Source organism: Pseudomonas sp. HLS-6 TE3448, from assembly GCF_053629555.1.
In genome coordinates this window covers 791,275-804,670 of record NZ_JBRJIO010000001.1, presented here as the reverse complement: position 1 = coordinate 804,670, position 13,396 = coordinate 791,275, and the positions used below count along the sequence as shown (strand labels likewise).

The 13,396-nt window shown below is 55.2% G+C and carries 27 protein-coding genes; all 27 read left to right on the top strand.

Translation table 11 applies throughout. The annotated features are described in order from the left end of the window. Positions 1–91 precede the first annotated feature (91 nt). The 27 genes from rpsJ to AB7M23_RS03725 all read left to right on the top strand — a co-directional run bounded on the left by rpsJ (position 92) and on the right by AB7M23_RS03725 (position 13,361). Positions 92–403, top strand: coding sequence for a 30S ribosomal protein S10 (gene rpsJ, locus AB7M23_RS03855; protein WP_003186070.1), 312 nt, complete (start codon positions 92–94; stop codon positions 401–403). An 81-nt stretch (positions 404–484) separates the two neighbouring features. Beyond that, entirely contained in the window at positions 485–1,120 is a 636-nt protein-coding gene (gene rplC / locus AB7M23_RS03850) for a 50S ribosomal protein L3 (RefSeq protein ID WP_065759211.1), read from the top strand. A 12-nt stretch (positions 1,121–1,132) separates the two neighbouring features. Continuing rightward, the gene (gene rplD / locus AB7M23_RS03845) at positions 1,133–1,735 is read left to right on the top strand and encodes a 50S ribosomal protein L4 (RefSeq protein WP_065759207.1); all 603 of its coding nucleotides are present in this window, start codon (positions 1,133–1,135) and stop codon (positions 1,733–1,735) included. Next, the gene (gene rplW, locus AB7M23_RS03840; RefSeq protein WP_065759206.1) at positions 1,732–2,031 is read left to right on the top strand and encodes a 50S ribosomal protein L23; all 300 of its coding nucleotides are present in this window, start codon (positions 1,732–1,734) and stop codon (positions 2,029–2,031) included. The genes rplD and rplW overlap by 4 nt, the downstream gene beginning before the upstream one ends. 14 nt (positions 2,032–2,045) lie before the next feature. Beyond that, positions 2,046–2,870 (top strand): 50S ribosomal protein L2, encoded by an 825-nt coding sequence (gene rplB, locus AB7M23_RS03835; protein ID WP_065759205.1) that lies wholly within the window; start codon positions 2,046–2,048, stop codon positions 2,868–2,870. A gap of 16 nt (positions 2,871–2,886) precedes the next feature. Further along, complete coding sequence (rpsS, locus tag AB7M23_RS03830; RefSeq protein WP_002555486.1) at positions 2,887–3,162, top strand: 30S ribosomal protein S19; 276 nt, start codon at positions 2,887–2,889, stop codon at positions 3,160–3,162. Between the two features lie 11 nt (positions 3,163–3,173). Next, positions 3,174–3,506 carry a 50S ribosomal protein L22 gene (gene rplV, locus AB7M23_RS03825; RefSeq protein ID WP_003103908.1) on the top strand — a complete coding sequence of 111 codons (333 nt, stop codon included), beginning with the start codon at positions 3,174–3,176 and terminating at the stop codon, positions 3,504–3,506. Positions 3,507–3,519: 13 nt separating this feature from the next. Beyond that, on the top strand, positions 3,520–4,206 hold the full coding sequence (gene rpsC, locus AB7M23_RS03820) for a 30S ribosomal protein S3 (RefSeq protein ID WP_010220308.1): 687 nt from the start codon (positions 3,520–3,522) through the stop codon (positions 4,204–4,206). Between the two features lie 12 nt (positions 4,207–4,218). Next, positions 4,219–4,632 (top strand): 50S ribosomal protein L16, encoded by a 414-nt coding sequence (gene rplP, locus AB7M23_RS03815; protein ID WP_003255479.1) that lies wholly within the window; start codon positions 4,219–4,221, stop codon positions 4,630–4,632. Then, the gene (gene rpmC / locus AB7M23_RS03810; RefSeq protein WP_065759204.1) at positions 4,632–4,823 is read left to right on the top strand and encodes a 50S ribosomal protein L29; all 192 of its coding nucleotides are present in this window, start codon (positions 4,632–4,634) and stop codon (positions 4,821–4,823) included. Before rplP ends, rpmC begins: the two co-directional genes overlap by 1 nt. A 2-nt stretch (positions 4,824–4,825) precedes the next feature. After that, entirely contained in the window at positions 4,826–5,092 is a 267-nt protein-coding gene (gene rpsQ / locus AB7M23_RS03805) for a 30S ribosomal protein S17 (protein WP_008374160.1), read from the top strand. Positions 5,093–5,115: 23 nt separating this feature from the next. Next, entirely contained in the window at positions 5,116–5,484 is a 369-nt protein-coding gene (rplN, locus tag AB7M23_RS03800; RefSeq protein WP_002555479.1) for a 50S ribosomal protein L14, read from the top strand. 11 nt (positions 5,485–5,495) lie between these two features. Beyond that, complete coding sequence (gene rplX, locus AB7M23_RS03795; RefSeq protein WP_008374158.1) at positions 5,496–5,810, top strand: 50S ribosomal protein L24; 315 nt, start codon at positions 5,496–5,498, stop codon at positions 5,808–5,810. A gap of 20 nt (positions 5,811–5,830) precedes the next feature. After that, positions 5,831–6,370, top strand: a complete 540-nt coding sequence (rplE, locus tag AB7M23_RS03790) for a 50S ribosomal protein L5 (RefSeq protein WP_009397500.1) — start codon at positions 5,831–5,833, stop codon at positions 6,368–6,370. Positions 6,371–6,383: 13 nt separating this feature from the next. Further along, the gene (rpsN, locus tag AB7M23_RS03785) at positions 6,384–6,689 is read left to right on the top strand and encodes a 30S ribosomal protein S14 (RefSeq protein ID WP_065759203.1); all 306 of its coding nucleotides are present in this window, start codon (positions 6,384–6,386) and stop codon (positions 6,687–6,689) included. Positions 6,690–6,895: 206 nt separating this feature from the next. Continuing rightward, a complete protein-coding gene (rpsH, locus tag AB7M23_RS03780; protein WP_010220313.1) occupies positions 6,896–7,288 on the top strand; it encodes a 30S ribosomal protein S8 in 393 nt (130 codons plus the stop codon). A gap of 12 nt (positions 7,289–7,300) precedes the next feature. Continuing rightward, positions 7,301–7,834: a 50S ribosomal protein L6 gene (rplF, locus tag AB7M23_RS03775; protein WP_065759202.1), complete on the top strand. Its 534-nt coding sequence runs from the start codon at positions 7,301–7,303 to the stop codon at positions 7,832–7,834. A gap of 10 nt (positions 7,835–7,844) precedes the next feature. Beyond that, the gene (rplR, locus tag AB7M23_RS03770; RefSeq protein ID WP_011531893.1) at positions 7,845–8,195 is read left to right on the top strand and encodes a 50S ribosomal protein L18; all 351 of its coding nucleotides are present in this window, start codon (positions 7,845–7,847) and stop codon (positions 8,193–8,195) included. Between the two features lie 3 nt (positions 8,196–8,198). Then, positions 8,199–8,699 carry a 30S ribosomal protein S5 gene (gene rpsE, locus AB7M23_RS03765; protein ID WP_065759201.1) on the top strand — a complete coding sequence of 167 codons (501 nt, stop codon included), beginning with the start codon at positions 8,199–8,201 and terminating at the stop codon, positions 8,697–8,699. 2 nt (positions 8,700–8,701) lie between these two features. Further along, positions 8,702–8,878, top strand: coding sequence for a 50S ribosomal protein L30 (gene rpmD / locus AB7M23_RS03760; RefSeq protein ID WP_010220317.1), 177 nt, complete (start codon positions 8,702–8,704; stop codon positions 8,876–8,878). Between the two features lie 3 nt (positions 8,879–8,881). Continuing rightward, a complete protein-coding gene (rplO, locus tag AB7M23_RS03755; RefSeq protein ID WP_065759200.1) occupies positions 8,882–9,316 on the top strand; it encodes a 50S ribosomal protein L15 in 435 nt (144 codons plus the stop codon). Beyond that, the gene (secY, locus tag AB7M23_RS03750) at positions 9,317–10,648 is read left to right on the top strand and encodes a preprotein translocase subunit SecY (protein WP_065759199.1); all 1,332 of its coding nucleotides are present in this window, start codon (positions 9,317–9,319) and stop codon (positions 10,646–10,648) included. Positions 10,649–10,676: 28 nt separating this feature from the next. Continuing rightward, positions 10,677–10,793: a 50S ribosomal protein L36 gene (gene rpmJ / locus AB7M23_RS03745; protein WP_002555468.1), complete on the top strand. Its 117-nt coding sequence runs from the start codon at positions 10,677–10,679 to the stop codon at positions 10,791–10,793. Between the two features lie 131 nt (positions 10,794–10,924). After that, entirely contained in the window at positions 10,925–11,281 is a 357-nt protein-coding gene (rpsM, locus tag AB7M23_RS03740) for a 30S ribosomal protein S13 (protein WP_095159996.1), read from the top strand. Between the two features lie 30 nt (positions 11,282–11,311). After that, a complete protein-coding gene (gene rpsK / locus AB7M23_RS03735; RefSeq protein WP_065759197.1) occupies positions 11,312–11,701 on the top strand; it encodes a 30S ribosomal protein S11 in 390 nt (129 codons plus the stop codon). Between the two features lie 15 nt (positions 11,702–11,716). Beyond that, complete coding sequence (rpsD, locus tag AB7M23_RS03730) at positions 11,717–12,337, top strand: 30S ribosomal protein S4 (RefSeq protein ID WP_065759196.1); 621 nt, start codon at positions 11,717–11,719, stop codon at positions 12,335–12,337. A 22-nt stretch (positions 12,338–12,359) separates the two neighbouring features. Next, positions 12,360–13,361, top strand: coding sequence for a DNA-directed RNA polymerase subunit alpha (locus tag AB7M23_RS03725; protein ID WP_017901544.1), 1,002 nt, complete (start codon positions 12,360–12,362; stop codon positions 13,359–13,361). Positions 13,362–13,396: the final 35 nt, after the last annotated feature.

The window sequence follows — 13,396 nt, the reverse complement described above, 5'->3', positions numbered from 1 at the left end:
TGACACCCAACTGGGGCGTCTATAGAATCACGCCTCCTTTTAACGGGCGTAGTGCGCCCGGTGGGAATAGCAGCCTGGAGTCTGAAATCCAATGCAAAATCAGCAAATCCGTATCAGGTTGAAGGCTTTTGACCATCGCCTGATCGACCAATCCACCCAGGAAATCGTGGAAACCGCGAAACGTACTGGTGCTCAAGTGCGTGGTCCAATTCCACTGCCTACCCGTAAAGAGCGGTTCACCGTTCTGGTCTCCCCGCACGTCAACAAAGACGCGCGTGACCAGTACGAGATCCGTACTCATAAGCGCGTACTGGACATCGTCCAGCCAACGGATAAAACCGTTGATGCACTTATGAAGCTTGATCTTGCGGCAGGTGTGGAAGTGCAGATCAGCCTCGGCTAAGACTCGGGTCTTAGTCGTGTAACGCTCTGAAATGGGCGGCCATAGCGGGTGAAAGCCCCGTACACTCATGAGGTTTACAACATGACTATTGGTGTAGTCGGTCGTAAATGCGGTATGACCCGTATTTTCACCGAAGAAGGTGTCTCCATTCCGGTCACGGTCATTGAGATCGAGCCGAATCGCGTCACCCAGTTCAAAACTGAAGAAACCGATGGCTATCGTGCAGTGCAAGTCACTGTAGGTGAGCGTCGTGCTTCGCGCGTGACTGCTGCTCAAGCAGGTCACTTCGCTAAAGCGAACGTTGCCGCTGGTCGCGGTGTCTGGGAATTCCGTCTTGAAGAAGGCGAGTACCAGGCTGGCGACTTGATCAATGCTGAACTCTTCGCTGCAGGCCAACTGGTAGATGTTACCGGTCAGTCCAAAGGTAAAGGCTTTGCCGGTACCATCAAGCGTTGGAATTTCCGCGGTCAAGATAACACCCACGGTAACTCCGTTTCCCACCGCGTCCCGGGCTCTATCGGCCAGTGCCAGACTCCTGGTCGTGTATTCAAGGGCAAAAAAATGTCCGGTCATATGGGCGCCGAGCGCGTGACCGTTCAGTCCCTCGAAGTAGTGCGCGTCGACGCTGAACGCAATCTGTTGCTGGTCAAGGGTGCCGTTCCTGGCGCTACTGGCGGCGATCTGGTTGTGCGTCCGGCTGCCAAGGCTCGCGGTTAAGGGGAAGCTGACATGCAACTAAATGTAAATGACGCTCAAGCGATCGAAGTTTCCGAACTGACTTTCGGCGGCGAATTCAACGAGACGCTGGTTCACCAAGCAGTCGTGGCCTACATGGCTGGCGGCCGTCAGGGTACCAAGCAGCAGAAAACCCGTTCCGACGTTGCTGGTGGCGGTAAGCGCCCATGGCGTCAGAAAGGTACTGGCCGTGCTCGTGCCGGTACTATCCGTAGCCCAATCTGGCGTGGCGGCGGTACCACTTTCGCAGCTCGTCCTCAGGATCACTCGCAGAAGCTCAACAAGAAGATGTACCGCGCAGCACTGCGCTCCATCCTCGCTGAGCTGGTGCGTACCGACCGTCTGGTCGTGGTTCAGGACTTCGCTGTTGAAGCACCGAAAACCAAAGACCTGCTGAACAAGCTGAACGGTATGGGTCTGACCGACGTACTGATCGTTTCTGAGGCTGTTGATCAGAATCTGTACCTGGCTGCTCGCAACCTGCCGCACGTCGATGTACGTGACGTACAAGGTTCCGATCCGGTCAGTCTGATCGCATACGACAAAGTGTTGATCACTGTGTCGGCCGTGAAGAAATTCGAGGAGCTGCTGGGATGAACCAGGAACGCGTATTTAAAGTTCTACTTGGCCCGCACGTTTCCGAGAAGGCCACGGTTCTGGCTGAGAAGAAAGGCCAGTTCGTATTCAAGGTTGCTACTGATGCAACCAAGCTGGAAATCAAGAAGGCTGTCGAAGGTCTGTTCGGTGTCAAGGTCGAGAACGTCACTACCGTGAACGTTCTGGGTAAGACCAAGCGCACCGCTCGTGGTCTGGGCAAGCGCAATGACTGGAAGAAGGCGATCGTATCCCTTCAGCCAGGCCAAGATCTCGATTTCAGCAGCAGTGCTGAGTAAGGAAGGGGTGCATCATGGCAATCGTTAAATGCAAACCGACTTCCCCTGGCCGCCGTTTCGTGGTCAAGGTGGTCAACCAGGAGCTGCACAAAGGCGCTCCTCACGCACCGCTGCTCGAGAAGAAATCGAAGACTGGTGGTCGTAACAACAATGGCCGCATCACTACTCGTCACGTAGGTGGTGGTCATAAGCAGCATTACCGTATGGTCGACTTCCGTCGCAACGACAAGGACGGCATCGCCGCCACTGTCGAGCGTATCGAATACGATCCAAACCGTACTGCTCACATCGCACTGCTGTGCTATGCAGACGGCGAGCGCCGCTACATCATCGCCCCTAAAGGCGTGAGTGCTGGCGACCAGCTGATCGCAGGTGCTCTGGCTCCAATCAAGCCAGGCAACTCCCTGCAGCTGCGTAACATCCCAGTGGGTAGCACCATTCACGGCATCGAACTGAAGCCGGGCAAAGGTGCACAAATCGCTCGTTCCGCTGGTGCTTCGGCTCAGTTGATCGCTCGCGAAGGTGTCTACGTGACCCTGCGTCTGCGCTCTGGTGAAATGCGTAAAGTCCTGGCTGAATGCCGTGCGACCCTGGGTGAAGTCTCGAACTCCGAGCACAGCCTGCGTTCGCTGGGTAAAGCTGGTGCTAAACGCTGGCGTGGCGTTCGCCCAACCGTTCGTGGTGTTGCCATGAACCCGGTTGACCACCCGCACGGTGGTGGTGAAGGTCGTACCTCCGGTGGTCGTCATCCGGTATCGCCATGGGGCTTCCCGACTAAGGGTGCTAAGACTCGTGGTAATAAGCGTACCGACAATATGATCGTCCGTCGTCGCAAGTAAATAGAGGGATACGACAGTGCCACGTTCTCTGAAAAAAGGTCCTTTTATTGATCTTCACCTACTGAAGAAGATCGAAGTGGCGGCGGAAAAGAACGATCGCAAACCAGTTAAAACCTGGTCGCGCCGTTCCATGATCCTGCCACAAATGGTCGGTTTGACCATCGCGGTACACAACGGTCGCCAACACGTCCCAGTTCTCGTGAACGAAGACATGGTCGGCCATAAACTGGGCGAGTTCGCCGGTACCCGCACCTACCGCGGGCACGTGGCTGACAAGAAAGCCAAGCGTTAAGGGGTAAGGAAATGGAAGTAGCCGCTAAGTTGTCGGGCGCTCGCATCTCCGCCCAGAAAGCCCGCTTGGTCGCCGACCAGATCCGCGGGAAGAAGGTGGGCGAAGCGCTCAACCTGTTGGCCTTCAGCAGCAAGAAAGCTGCTGAAATCATGAAGAAAGTCCTCGAGTCGGCCGTAGCCAACGCCGAGCATAACGAAGGCGCAGACGTTGATGACCTGAAGGTCTCCACCGTTTTCGTCAACGAAGGGCGTTCGCTGAAGCGTATCATGCCGCGTGCCAAAGGCCGCGCTGATCGCATCGTCAAGCGGTCTTGCCATATCACTGTCAAGGTTGCGGACAAGTAACGGAGTCGATCAGATGGGTCAGAAAGTACATCCCACTGGCATTCGCCTGGGAATCGTCAAGGAGCACACCTCCGTCTGGTATGCAGACGGTCGGACTTATGCGGACTATTTGCTCGCAGATCTGAACGTGCGTGAGTATCTCCAAGACAAACTAAAAAGCGCGTCCGTTAGCCGTATCGATATCCATCGTCCGGCCCAAACTGCACGCATCACCATCCACACCGCTCGTCCAGGTATCGTTATCGGGAAGAAAGGTGAGGATGTTGAAAAACTGCGTCAGGACCTGACCAAGCAAATGGGTGTGCCTGTGCACATCAATATCGAAGAGATCCGCAAGCCGGAACTCGACGGTATGCTGGTTGCTCAGAGCGTAGCTCAGCAGCTGGAGCGTCGTGTGATGTTCCGTCGCGCCATGAAGCGCGCTGTACAGAACGCCATGCGTATTGGTGCCAAAGGCATCAAAATCCAAGTGAGCGGTCGTCTCGGCGGTGCTGAAATCGCACGTACTGAATGGTATCGCGAAGGTCGTGTGCCACTGCACACCCTGCGTGCCGATATCGACTATGCCACCTACGAAGCTCACACCACTTATGGTGTGATCGGTGTCAAGGTTTGGATCTTCAAAGGCGAAGTTATCGGTGGTCGCCAAGAAGAACTGAAACCACAAGCACCAGCGCCTCGTAAAAAAGCTGCTAAGTAAGGGGTACGCCAAATGTTGCAACCAAAGCGTACAAAATTCCGCAAGCAGATGACCGGCCACAACCGTGGTCTGGCACTGCGCGGTAGCAAAGTCAGCTTCGGCGAATTTGCTCTGAAAGCTGTTGCTCGCGGTCGTCTCACCGCTCGCCAGATCGAGTCGGCACGTCGTGCTCTGACTCGTCACGTAAAACGTGGCGGCAAGATCTGGATCCGTGTATTCCCGGACAAGCCGATCTCCAAGAAGCCTCTCGAAGTGCGGATGGGTAAAGGTAAGGGTTCCGTGGAGTACTGGGTTGCCCAGATCCAGCCAGGCAAAGTCCTGTACGAGATCGAGGGTGTTTCTGAAGAGCTGGCGCGTGAGGCATTCGCCTTGGCGGCTGCAAAGCTGCCTCTCGCCACCTCCTTTGTTAAGCGGACGGTGATGTGATGAAAGCGAATGAACTTCGTGACAAATCAGCACAGCAACTGAACGAGCAACTGCTCGGCTTGCTGCGCGACCAGTTCAATCTGCGCATGCAGAAAGCAACTGGCCAGTTGGGGCAGTCGCACCTGCTCTCGCAAGTTAAGCGTGACATCGCTCGCGTGAAAACTGTGCTCAACCAGCAGGCAGGTAAGTGATCATGGCTGAAGCTGAAAAAACCGTCCGTACGCTGACTGGCCGTGTCGTCAGCGACAAAATGGACAAGACCATCACCGTACTGATCGAGCGTCGCGTTAAGCACCCGATCTACGGTAAATACGTTAAGCGTTCGACTAAGCTGCACGCGCACGACGAAACCAATCAGTGCCATATCGGCGACAAGGTCTCCATTCGCGAGACCCGTCCGCTGGCCAAGACCAAGTCCTGGGCACTGGTTGAAGTTCTCGAACGCGCTGTTGAAGTCTAAGGGCTAAGGGTCGGAGAAATTTTATGATTCAGACTCAATCCATGCTCGATGTGGCCGATAACAGCGGCGCTCGTCGCGTCATGTGCATCAAGGTGCTCGGCGGTTCCCACCGTCGTTACGCCGGTATCGGTGACATCATCAAAGTAACCGTCAAGGAAGCAATTCCTCGCGGTAAAGTGAAAAAGGGCCAGGTGATGACTGCTGTTGTAGTCCGCACCCGTCACGGCGTTCGCCGTGCCGATGGTTCGATTATCCGCTTTGATGGCAACGCTGCTGTTCTGTTGAACAACAAGCAAGAGCCAATCGGCACCCGTATCTTTGGGCCAGTGACCCGTGAACTTCGTACTGAGAAGTTCATGAAGATCGTCTCGCTCGCCCCAGAAGTGCTGTAAGGAGATCCGACATGCAAAAGATTCGTCGTGACGACGAGATCATCGTGATCGCCGGCAAAGACAAAGGTAAGCGCGGTAAGGTGCTGAAGGTGCTCGCTGACGACCGTCTGGTCGTTGGTGGGATCAACCTGGTGAAGCGTCATACCAAGCCTAACCCTATGTCGGGCGTACAAGGCGGTATCGTCGAGAAAGAAGCGCCACTGCACGCTTCCAACGTCGCCATTTTCAACGGCGAAACCAACAAGGCTGACCGCGTTGGTTTCAAAGTAGAAGAAGGCAAAAAAATTCGTGTCTTCAAGTCGACCCAAAAAGCGGTTGATGCTTGAACACTGCTAGGTAGAAGACCATGGCACGACTGAAAGAGATTTATCGGAAGGAAATCGCTCCCAAGCTTAAGGAAGAACTTAAGCTGGCGAACGTGATGGAAGTTCCGCGCGTTACCAAAATCACCCTGAACATGGGTCTGGGCGAAGCGATCGGCGACAAAAAAGTCATCGAGCACGCTGTTGCTGACCTGGAAAAGATCACCGGTCAAAAAGCCGTTGTGACTTTCGCACGGAAATCCATCGCGGGCTTCAAAGTCCGTGAGGGCTGGCCGATTGGCGTTAAAGTTACTCTGCGCCGCGATCGTATGTACGAATTCCTGGACCGCCTGCTGGCGATCTCCCTGCCTCGGGTTCGCGACTTCCGCGGCCTGAATGCCAAGTCCTTCGATGGTCGTGGCAACTACAGCATGGGCGTGAAAGAGCAGATCATCTTCCCGGAAATCGATTACGACAAGATCGATGCTCTCCGCGGTCTGGACATTACCCTGACCACTACTGCTCGTACGGATGACGAAGGTCGCGCCCTGCTGCGTGCTTTCAAATTCCCGTTCCGCAACTGATTGGAGTAGGAAAATGGCCAAGAAGAGCATGAAAAACCGCGAGCTGAAGCGTCAGCTCACGGTTGCTAAATACGCCAAGAAGCGTGCTGAGCTCAAAGCTACCATCGTTAATCTGAATGCAACTCCAGAAGAGCGTTGGGCAGCAGCTGTAGCTCTGCAGAAGCAGCCACGTGACGCAAGCGCCTCGCGCATGCGTAACCGCTGCCGCATCACCGGCCGTCCACACGGCGTTTACCGCAAGTTCGGCCTGGGCCGTAACAAGCTGCGTGAAGCAGCAATGCGCGGTGACGTTCCAGGTCTGGTTAAAGCCAGCTGGTAAGACGTGCCGACAGTGTCCTGGCGGAGGAGGAGCAATCTTCCGACCGCCGGTGACCTGGCAACGAAACAAGCCCCTTATGGGGCTTGTTTCGTTTCTGGGATGTGTCTAGAATGACCGGCTCACCTGAGCCCGGGTTTTTCCTGGGTCGTTCGGGTGTCTGTAGTAGCCGAAAGGCTAATTATTCTTGTATCAGGAGCGTCTAGCCCATGAGTATGCAGGACCCGTTAGCGGACATGCTAACTCGAATCCGTAATGCCCAGATGGCTGAAAAGTCCGTCGTAAGCATGCCTTCTTCTACCCTGAAGGTGGCTGTAGCCAAAGTTCTGAAAGACGAAGGTTACATCGCGGGTTACCAGGTCAGCAGCGAAGTTAAACCGTCGCTGTCCATCGAGCTGAAATACTTCGAAGGCCGTCCAGTCATCGAAGAAGTCAAGCGCGTAAGTCGTCCAGGCCTGCGTCAGTACAAGTCCGTCGAAGAACTGCCGAAAGTACGTGGCGGTCTGGGCGTGTCTATCGTCTCCACCAACAAAGGTGTGATGACTGATCGTGCTGCGCGCGCTGCCGGTGTCGGCGGCGAAGTTCTCTGCACTGTGTTCTAAGGGGGGATAAGCATGTCTCGCGTCGCTAAGAACCCCGTAAAGCTGCCAGCAGGCGTCGAAGTTAAGTTCGCCGGCCAACAGCTTTCGGTGAAGGGTGCCAAGGGCACTCTCGAACTGAATGTTCACTCGTCCGTAGAAGTCGTCGAAGAAGCCGGTGAGCTGCGTTTCGCTGCTCGCAATGGCGATCAACAGACTCGCGCCATGGCCGGTACTACCCGTGCTCTGGTTAACAACATGGTCCAGGGCGTAAGCCAAGGCTTCGAGCGTAAGCTCCAGCTGGTCGGTGTTGGTTACAAGGCTCAGGCCAAAGGCGAAGTGCTGTCCCTGGCTCTCGGTTTCTCCCACCCGGTTGATTATCAGCTGCCGCAAGGCGTCACTGCTGAGACCCCAAGCCAGACCGATATCCTGATCAAGGGCATCGATAAGCAACTGGTTGGTCAAGTGGCCGCTGAAATTCGCGATTTCCGTCCGCCAGAGCCTTACAAAGGTAAGGGTGTGCGTTACGCGGATGAAGTCGTCCGTCGTAAAGAAGCCAAGAAGAAGTAGGGCCTAGCAAATGACCGACAAAAAAGTTACTCGACTGCGTCGCGCTCGCAAAGCACGTCTGAAAATGCACGAGCTCGAAGCCGTGCGTCTCTGCGTGTTCCGCTCTTCGCAGCACATCTACGCCCAGGTCATTTCGGCCGACGGCAGCAAAGTCCTGGCCAGCGCCTCGACTTTGGACAAAGAACTGCGTGATGGCGCCACTGGCAACATCGACGCGGCCACTAAGGTTGGCAAGCTGGTTGCCGAGCGTGCGAAAGCCGCTGGCGTTTCTCAAGTTGCTTTCGACCGTTCTGGCTTCAAGTACCACGGCCGTGTCAAGGCACTGGCTGATGCTGCTCGTGAAGGCGGGCTGGAGTTCTAAGTTATGTCAAATAACGACCAAAAGCGCGACGAAGGCTACATCGAGAAGCTGGTTCAAGTTAACCGCGTAGCCAAAACCGTAAAAGGCGGCCGTATCTTCACTTTCACCGCGTTGACCGTGGTTGGTGACGGTAAAGGTCGTGTTGGCTTCGGCCGTGGCAAGTCGCGTGAAGTGCCTGCTGCGATCCAGAAGGCAATGGAAGCTGCTCGTCGCAACATGATTCAAGTGGACCTGAACGGCACCACTCTGCAGTACGCTACCAAGGCCGCCCACGGCGCCTCGAAGGTTTACATGCAGCCTGCCTCTAACGGTACCGGTATCATCGCTGGCGGCGCAATGCGTGCTGTCCTGGAAGTTGCTGGTGTTCAGAACGTTCTGGCCAAGTGCTACGGTTCGACCAACCCAGTGAACGTGGTTCATGCCACTTTCAAGGGTCTGAAAGCCATGCAATCTCCTGAGTCCATTGCCGCCAAGCGTGGCAAGAGTGTTGAGGAGATCATCTGATCATGGCTACCGTTAAAGTAACGTTGATCAAAAGTACCGCTGGCCGTCTGCCTAACCACAAACTGTGTGTTAAAGGCCTGGGTCTGCGTCGCATCGGTCACACTGTAGAAGTCCTGGATACTCCCGAGAACCGCGGGATGATCAACAAGGCTTACTACATGCTGCGCGTCGAGGGTTAATCGATGAAACTCAATGATCTGAGTCCAGCGCCGGGTTCCCGTCGCGAGAAGCATCGTCCGGGTCGTGGTATCGGTAGCGGTTTGGGTAAGACTGGTGGCCGCGGCCACAAAGGTCAGACCTCCCGTTCCGGTGGCACCATCGCTCCAGGCTTTGAAGGCGGTCAACAGCCGCTGCATCGTCGTCTGCCGAAGTTCGGCTTCGTTTCGCTGAAAGCCATGGATCGCGCAGAAGTGCGTTTGTCCGAGCTGGCTAAAGTGGAAGGCGACGTCGTCACCGTGCAATCCCTGAAGGATGCCAACGTGATTAACCAAAACGTACAGCGCGTGAAAATCATGCTGTCCGGTGAAGTTACTCGCGCAGTCACCATCAAGGGCGTCGCTGCCACCAAAGGTGCGCGTGCGGCTATCGAAGCAGCTGGCGGCAAGTTCGAGGAATAAATGGCTAAGCAAGGTGCTCTCTCTTCGCTCGGCAAGGGCGGGATGTCTGAACTCTGGGCTCGTCTGCGTTTTCTGTTCCTGGCGATTATCGTCTATCGGATCGGCGCACACATCCCTGTTCCAGGTATCAACCCGGACCGGTTGGCGGAACTGTTTCGACAGAATGAGGGGACCATTCTTAGCTTGTTCAACATGTTTTCCGGCGGCGCGCTGGAACGGATGAGCATCTTTGCATTGGGGATCATGCCGTACATTTCGGCATCGATCATCATGCAACTGATGACCACCGTCAGCCCGCAGCTGGAGCAGTTGAAGAAGGAAGGTGAATCTGGCCGTCGCAAGATTAGCCAGTACACCCGCTACGGCACCGTCGTTCTGGCGCTGGTTCAAGCTATTGGCATGTCCATTGGCTTGGCCGGTCAGGGCGTAGCGTTTTCTGCTGATTTTGGCTTCCATTTCGTTGCGGTCTCCACTTTTGTGGCGGGCGCGATGTTCATGATGTGGCTGGGTGAGCAGATCACGGAGCGCGGTGTCGGCAACGGTATCTCGATGTTGATCTTCGCGGGTATCGTTGCCGGTCTTCCGAGAGCAATCGGGCAGTCTTTCGAGTCTGCGCGTACGGGTGATATCAACATTATCGCCCTGATCGTTATCGGTCTTCTGGCAGTAGCGATCATCGGTTTTGTGGTGTTCATTGAGCGTGGTCAGCGGCGTATCGCCGTTCATTACGCCAAGCGTCAGCAGGGCCGTAAGGTCTTCGCTGCGCAGACCAGCCACCTGCCGTTGAAGGTGAACATGGCCGGGGTTATCCCAGCCATTTTCGCGAGCAGCATCTTGCTGTTTCCGGCTTCGCTGGGTGCCTGGTTCGGTCAGTCCGAAGGTATGGGCTGGCTGCAGGACATCTCGGAGTCGATCGCTCCTGGTCATCCATTGAATATTCTGCTGTTTAGTGCAGGGATCATTTTCTTCTGCTTCTTCTATACGGCGTTGATGTTCAATCCGAAAGACGTAGCGGAAAACCTGAAGAAGTCCGGTGCCTTTATTCCGGGTATCCGTCCAGGCGAGCAGTCGGCGCGCTACATTGATGGCGTTCTGACCCGTTTGACCATGTTCGGTGCTCTTTATATGACGGCCGTCTGCCTTCTGCCCCAGTTCCTGGTGGTGGCTGCAAACGTTCCGTTCTACCTTGGCGGGACCTCGTTGCTGATTGTGGTAGTGGTTGTGATGGACTTCATGTCCCAAGTACAATCGCACCTCGTTTCGCACCAGTACGAATCCCTGATGAAGAAAGCCAACCTGAAAGGCTACGGTGGCAGCGGCCTGCTGCGTTGATAGTCCCTTAAGGTTCGAGGAGTTGGTGATGAAAGTTCGTGCATCGGTGAAAAAGCTGTGCCGTAACTGCAAAATTATTCGCCGCGAAGGTGTCGTTCGAGTAATTTGCAGCGCGGAACCACGTCACAAACAGCGCCAAGGCTGAGTGTGATCTGTGCTTCAAGCCCAGCAGCTAGTGCGCTGCTGGGTTGATTATTTGTTTCTACAGCGATATTATCTCGCGCCCTATTTCTTGGCTTCCGGGGCGTAGGTAGCTGTCAATTGGAGTCCCACTGAATGGCCCGTATTGCAGGCGTCAACATTCCAGATAACAAGCACACTGTTATCTCGCTGACCTACATCTATGGTGTTGGTCGCACTACTGCACAGAAAATCTGTGCAGACACTGGGGTCAACCCAGCCGCAAAGATCAAAGATCTGAGCGACGAGCAGATTGAACAGCTGCGTAGCGAAGTTGCGAAGTTCACCACCGAAGGTGATCTGCGTCGCGACATCAACATGAAAATCAAGCGGTTGATGGACCTGGGCTGCTACCGCGGTCTGCGTCATCGTCGGGGTCTGCCAGTACGCGGTCAGCGTACCAAGACCAACGCGCGTACCCGTAAAGGTCCGCGTAAGCCGATCCGCAAGTAATCGCACCAGCGAATCGACAGGAAAATAGACATGGCAAAACCTGCTGCTCGTCCTCGTAAAAAAGTCAAAAAGACAGTGGTTGATGGGATCGCCCACATCCACGCGTCTTTCAACAACACCATCGTGACCATCACCGATCGTCAAGGTAACGCACTGTCGTGGGCTACCTCCGGCGGTTCGGGTTTCCGTGGTTCGCGCAAATCCACCCCGTTCGCGGCCCAAGTTGCTGCAGAGCGTGCTGGTCAAGCTGCGCTGGAGTACGGTCTGAAAAACCTCGACGTTAACGTCAAGGGTCCAGGTCCAGGTCGTGAGTCCGCTGTTCGTGCTTTGAACAGCTGTGGCTATAAGATCGCCAGCATCACCGACGTGACGCCAATCCCGCACAACGGGTGCCGTCCGCCGAAGAAGCGCCGCGTGTAATCAGGAGACAGATAAATGGCACGTTACATTGGTCCAAAATGCAAACTGTCTCGTCGTGAAGGCACTGATCTGTTCCTGAAGAGCGGCGTTCGCGCTCTGGAATCGAAGTGCAACATCGAAGCAGCCCCAGGTATTCACGGTCAGCGTCGTGGTCGTCAGTCCGACTACGGCACCCAGCTGCGTGAGAAGCAAAAAGTCCGTCGTATCTACGGCGTTCTCGAGCGTCAGTTCAGCGGTTACTACAAGGAAGCAGCCTCCAAGAAGGGTGCTACCGGCGAGAACCTGCTGCAACTGCTCGAGTGCCGTCTGGACAACGTCGTTTATCGTATGGGCTTTGGCGCTACTCGTGCCGAATCCCGTCAGCTGGTTTCGCATAAAGCGATCAGCATCAACGGCAAGACTGTAAACGTTCCGTCCTACCAAGTTCGTCCGGGTGACGTGGTCGCAGTTCGCGAGAAATCGTTGAACCAGCTGCGCATTGTTCAAGCCCTTGAACTGTGCGCCCAGCGTGGCCGCGTTGAGTGGGTAGAAGTAGATGCTGCTAAAAAATCCGGTGTTTTCAAGAACGTCCCGGCTCGCAGCGACCTGTCTGCCGACATCAACGAAAACCTGATTGTCGAGCTCTACTCCAAGTAAGGGCTAGAAAATAGGTGCATCCATGCAGATTTCGGTAAATGAGTTTCTGACGCCCCGCCACATTGATGTGCAGGTCGTCAGTCCAACCCGCGCCAAGATCACGCTCGAGCCTCTCGAGCGTGGCTTCGGCCATACCCTGGGCAACGCGCTGCGTCGCATCCTGTTGTCCTCTATGCCTGGCTGTGCAGTAGTCGAGGCCGAAATTGACGGCGTACTCCATGAGTACTCGGCAATTGAAGGTGTACAGGAAGATGTTATTGAGATCCTGTTGAACCTGAAAGGCCTGGCTATCAAACTGCATGGTCGTGACGAAGTTACGCTGACCTTGTCGAAAAAGGGTTCGGGGGTGGTTACCGCTGCCGATATTCAGCTGGATCATGATGTCGAGATCGTTAACCCCGATCACGTAATCGCTAACCTGGCGTCTAACGGCGCTTTGAACATGAAGCTCACCGTAGCTCGTGGTCGTGGTTATGAGCCGGCCGATTCGCGTCAGAGCGATGAAGACGAGAGCCGCAGCATTGGTCGCTTGCAGCTTGACGCTTCGTTCAGCCCGGTTCGCCGTATCGCCTACGTGGTGGAAAACGCCCGTGTCGAGCAGCGTACCAACCTGGATAAGCTGGTTATCGATCTGGAAACCAACGGTACTCTGGATCCTGAAGAGGCAATCCGTCGTGCAGCAACCATTCTGCAACAGCAGTTGGCTGCGTTCGTCGACCTCAAAGGTGACAGTGAGCCTGTGGTAGTGGAGCAGGAAGACGAGATCGATCCGATCCTGCTTCGCCCGGTTGACGATCTGGAATTGACCGTACGTTCGGCCAACTGCCTGAAGGCGGAGAACATCTACTACATCGGCGATCTGATTCAGCGCACCGAAGTAGAGCTGTTGAAAACTCCGAACCTGGGTAAGAAGTCCCTGACTGAAATCAAGGACGTTCTGGCTTCCCGTGGTCTGTCCCTCGGCATGCGCCTCGACAACTGGCCGCCTGCAAGTCTTAAGAAAGACGACAAGGCGACTGCCTGATCGTCGTAATCACCGAACGTAAGTTTGGTAAGGAA